Source organism: Actinomadura logoneensis, from assembly GCF_003428695.1.
Lineage (GTDB): Bacteria > Actinomycetota > Actinomycetes > Streptosporangiales > Streptosporangiaceae > Spirillospora > Spirillospora logoneensis.
This window is the reverse complement of sequence record NZ_QURH01000675.1, coordinates 1-2,794: the sequence shown is the minus strand read 5'-3', so window position 1 is coordinate 2,794 and position 2,794 is coordinate 1. Positions and strand designations below refer to the sequence as shown.

Annotated in this window: 3 protein-coding genes; all 3 read right to left on the bottom strand. The window is 69.7% G+C overall.

What is annotated here, in order from left to right:
* Positions 1-122 precede the first annotated feature (122 nt).
* From thpD to ectB, 3 genes are read right to left on the bottom strand one after another with little or no spacing between them, the layout of a single operon-like run.
* The gene (gene thpD / locus DZF91_RS25495) at positions 123-1,028 is read right to left on the bottom strand and encodes an ectoine hydroxylase (protein ID WP_117359754.1); all 906 of its coding nucleotides are present in this window, start codon (positions 1,026-1,028) and stop codon (positions 123-125) included.
* Complete coding sequence (locus DZF91_RS25490) at positions 1,025-1,429, bottom strand: ectoine synthase (protein ID WP_117359753.1); 405 nt, start codon at positions 1,427-1,429, stop codon at positions 1,025-1,027. Before DZF91_RS25490 ends, thpD begins: the two co-directional genes overlap by 4 nt.
* A gap of 43 nt (positions 1,430-1,472) precedes the next feature.
* Positions 1,473-2,735 carry a diaminobutyrate--2-oxoglutarate transaminase gene (gene ectB, locus DZF91_RS25485; protein WP_117359752.1) on the bottom strand — a complete coding sequence of 421 codons (1,263 nt, stop codon included), beginning with the start codon at positions 2,733-2,735 and terminating at the stop codon, positions 1,473-1,475.
* Positions 2,736-2,794 lie beyond the last annotated feature (59 nt).

Here is a 2,794-nt window from a genome sequence, read left to right as displayed (position 1 = left end):
CTGCCGGTGGGTCCGCGGCCCGGCGGGCCGGCCGCCGGCGGGCCGGCGACCAGCGGGCCGGTGACCGGTGGGCCGGCGACCGGGTGGGGTCCTCGCTCGGGACACCGGTCGCCGGCCGCGGGTCAGCGGACCGGTGTGAAGTCCCGCGCGCCGATGAACGACGGTCGCGGCGACGGCGCGGAGAACGGCTCCCCGCAGACGTTCTCCACGCTGTTGAACACCACGAACACGTTCGAGCGCGGGAACGGCGTGATGTTGCCGTTCGAGCCGTGCATGCAGTTGCAGTCGAACATGGTCGCCGAGCCCGCCGGGCCGGTGAACAGCTCGATGCCGTGCTTGTCGGCGAGGATCGACAGGCTGCCCTGGTCGGGCGTGCCGATCTCCTGGCTCTTCAGCGACTCCCGGTAGTGCTCCTCCGGGGTCTCGCCGACGCACGTCACGAACGTCCGGTGCGAGCCCGGCATGATCATCAGGGCGCCGTTGTGCACGTGGTTCTCGGTCAGCGCGATCGAGATCGAGACGGCGCGCATGCGCGGCATGCCGTCCTCGGCGTGCCAGGTCTCGAAGTCGGAGTGCCAGTAGAAGTCCTTGCCGGTGAAGCCCGGCTTGTAGTTCACCCGGCTCTGGTGGACGTAGACGTCCGAGCCGAGGATCTGCCGGGCCCGGCCGACCACCCGCTCGTCCCGCACCAGCTCGGCGAACACCTCGCTGATCCGGTGCACCTCGAAGATCGACCGGACCTCGTCGGTGCCGCGCTCGGTCACCGTCCGCTCGTCGGCCAGGATCCGCGGATCGGACGCCAGCCGGCGCAGCTCGGCGCGGTAGGTCTCGACCTCCTCCGGCTCCAGCAGCCGGTCGACGGTCAGGTAGCCGTCGGCGTCGTAGCCCTCCAGCGTGGCCGCGTCGATCGGGCCGTCCCCGGCCGACCCGTAGACGACCGGGTCCTGCCGGTACAGCAGCGCGGCCTCGCCGCACTTGCGGGTCGGATACGCGTCGTCGATGCTCGGATGGGTCTCGATCACGCTCACGCGTGCGTTCCTTCCTGCTCGGTGATCAGGGGATAGACGCCGTTCTCGTCGTGGACCTCGCGTCCGGTGCACGGCGGGTTGAACACGCAGACCGTGCGGACGTCGGTGAAGGCCCTCAGCATGTGGTGTTCGTGGCCGTCCAGCAGGTACATGACGCCTGGCTCGATCCGGTGCTTCTCGCCGGTCTCCTCGTTGACCAGCTCGCCCTCGCCGGCGATGCAGTAGACGGCCTCGATGTGGTTCGCGTACCACATCCGGGTCTCCGTCCCGGCGTACAGGACGGTGTCGTGCAGCGAGAAGCCGACCTTCTCCTTGGCCAGCACCAGGCGGCGGCTCGCCCAGGTCTCGGCCTGGACGTCCCGGTCGGTGCCGACGATCTCGTTCAGCGATCGGACGATCATTCGGTTGCTCCTCGGGGTCGGTTCCGGTTCGGTTCCGGACGGTTCAGGCGGGTACGGCGGTGCGGACGGCGGCGACCGACTCGCCCAGCAGCTCCAGCCCCTCGGTCAGCTCCTCGGAGGTGGTGGTCAGCGGCGGCAGCATCTTCACGACCTCGTCGTTCGGCCCGGAGGTCTCCATCAGCAGACCGCGCCGGAACGCCTCGGCGCAGATCCTGGCGGCCGTTTCCGGGTCACGGGTCTCCATACCCCAGACCAGGCCGCGTCCACGCACGTCCGCGACGGCCCCGGCGTGCTCCAGGGCGATCTCGTCGAGCGCCTGCTTGATCTGCTGGCCCTTCTTCAGGGTCTGCTTCTCCAGGCCCTCGCCGGTCCAGTGGTCCTCCAGCGCGCCGACGGCGGTGACGAACGCCGGGTTGAAGCCGCGGAAGGTGCCGTTGTGCTCGCCGGGCTCCCAGACGTCCAGGTCGCGGCGCATGAGGGTGACCGCGAACGGCAGGCCGTAGCCCGACAGGGACTTGGACAGGCAGACGATGTCCGGGGTGATCCCGGCCTCCTCGAAGCTGAAGAAGGGACCGGTCCGGCCGCAGCCCATCTGGACGTCGTCGACGATCAGCAGGATGCCGTGCCGCCGGCACAGATCGGCCAGCCCGCGCAGCCACTCGGGGGACGCGACGTTGATGCCGCCCTCGCCCTGGACGGTCTCGACGATCACCGCGGCCGGCTTGTCCAGGCCGCTGCCCGAGTCGTCCAGCATCGTCTCGAACAGCAGGAAGTCGGGGGTGCGGCCGTCGAGGTAGTTGTCGTAGGGCATGGCGACGCCGTGCCCCAGCGGGACGCCCGCGCCGGTCCGCTTCATCGAGTTGCCGGTCACGGCCAGCGCGCCGAGCGTCATGCCGTGGAAGGCGTTGGTGAACGACACGACCGTCTCGCGGCCGGTGTACTTGCGGGCCAGTTTCAGCGCCGCCTCGACCGAGTGGTTCCCGGCCGGGCCGGGGAACTGGACCTTGTAGTCGAGTCCGCGCGGCTTCAGCACGAGCTCGTCGAAACGTTCCAGGAAGCGGCGTTTCGCGGCGGTGTGCATGTCGAGTGAGTGGACGATGTTGTCGGCGGCGAGATAGTCCAGCAGCCGCTGTTTCAGGGCGGGGTCGTTGTGCCCGTAGTTCAGTGTTCCGGCGCCGGCGAAGAAATCGAGGAAGGTGCGACCGTTCTCGTCGGTGAGCCGGCTGCCGCGTGCGGTGGTGAACACGGTGGGCCAGCCTCGGCAATAGCCGCGGACTTCCGATTCCAGGCGCGCGAAAACGTCCATCTGGACCTCCGGGGGTCGAAGCTCGTGGTGGCGTGAAGGGGGGCGGGGGCGGATGCGGG

Bases quoted from the DNA above. Each gene is read 5' to 3' on its own strand.
- DZF91_RS25490 (WP_117359753.1), bottom strand. From the start codon at position 1,429: ATGATCGTCCGATCGCTGAACGAGATCGTCGGCACCGACCGGGACGTC.
- ectB (WP_117359752.1), bottom strand. From the start codon at position 2,735: ATGGACGTTTTCGCGCGCCTGGAATCGGAAGTCCGCGGCTATTGCCGA.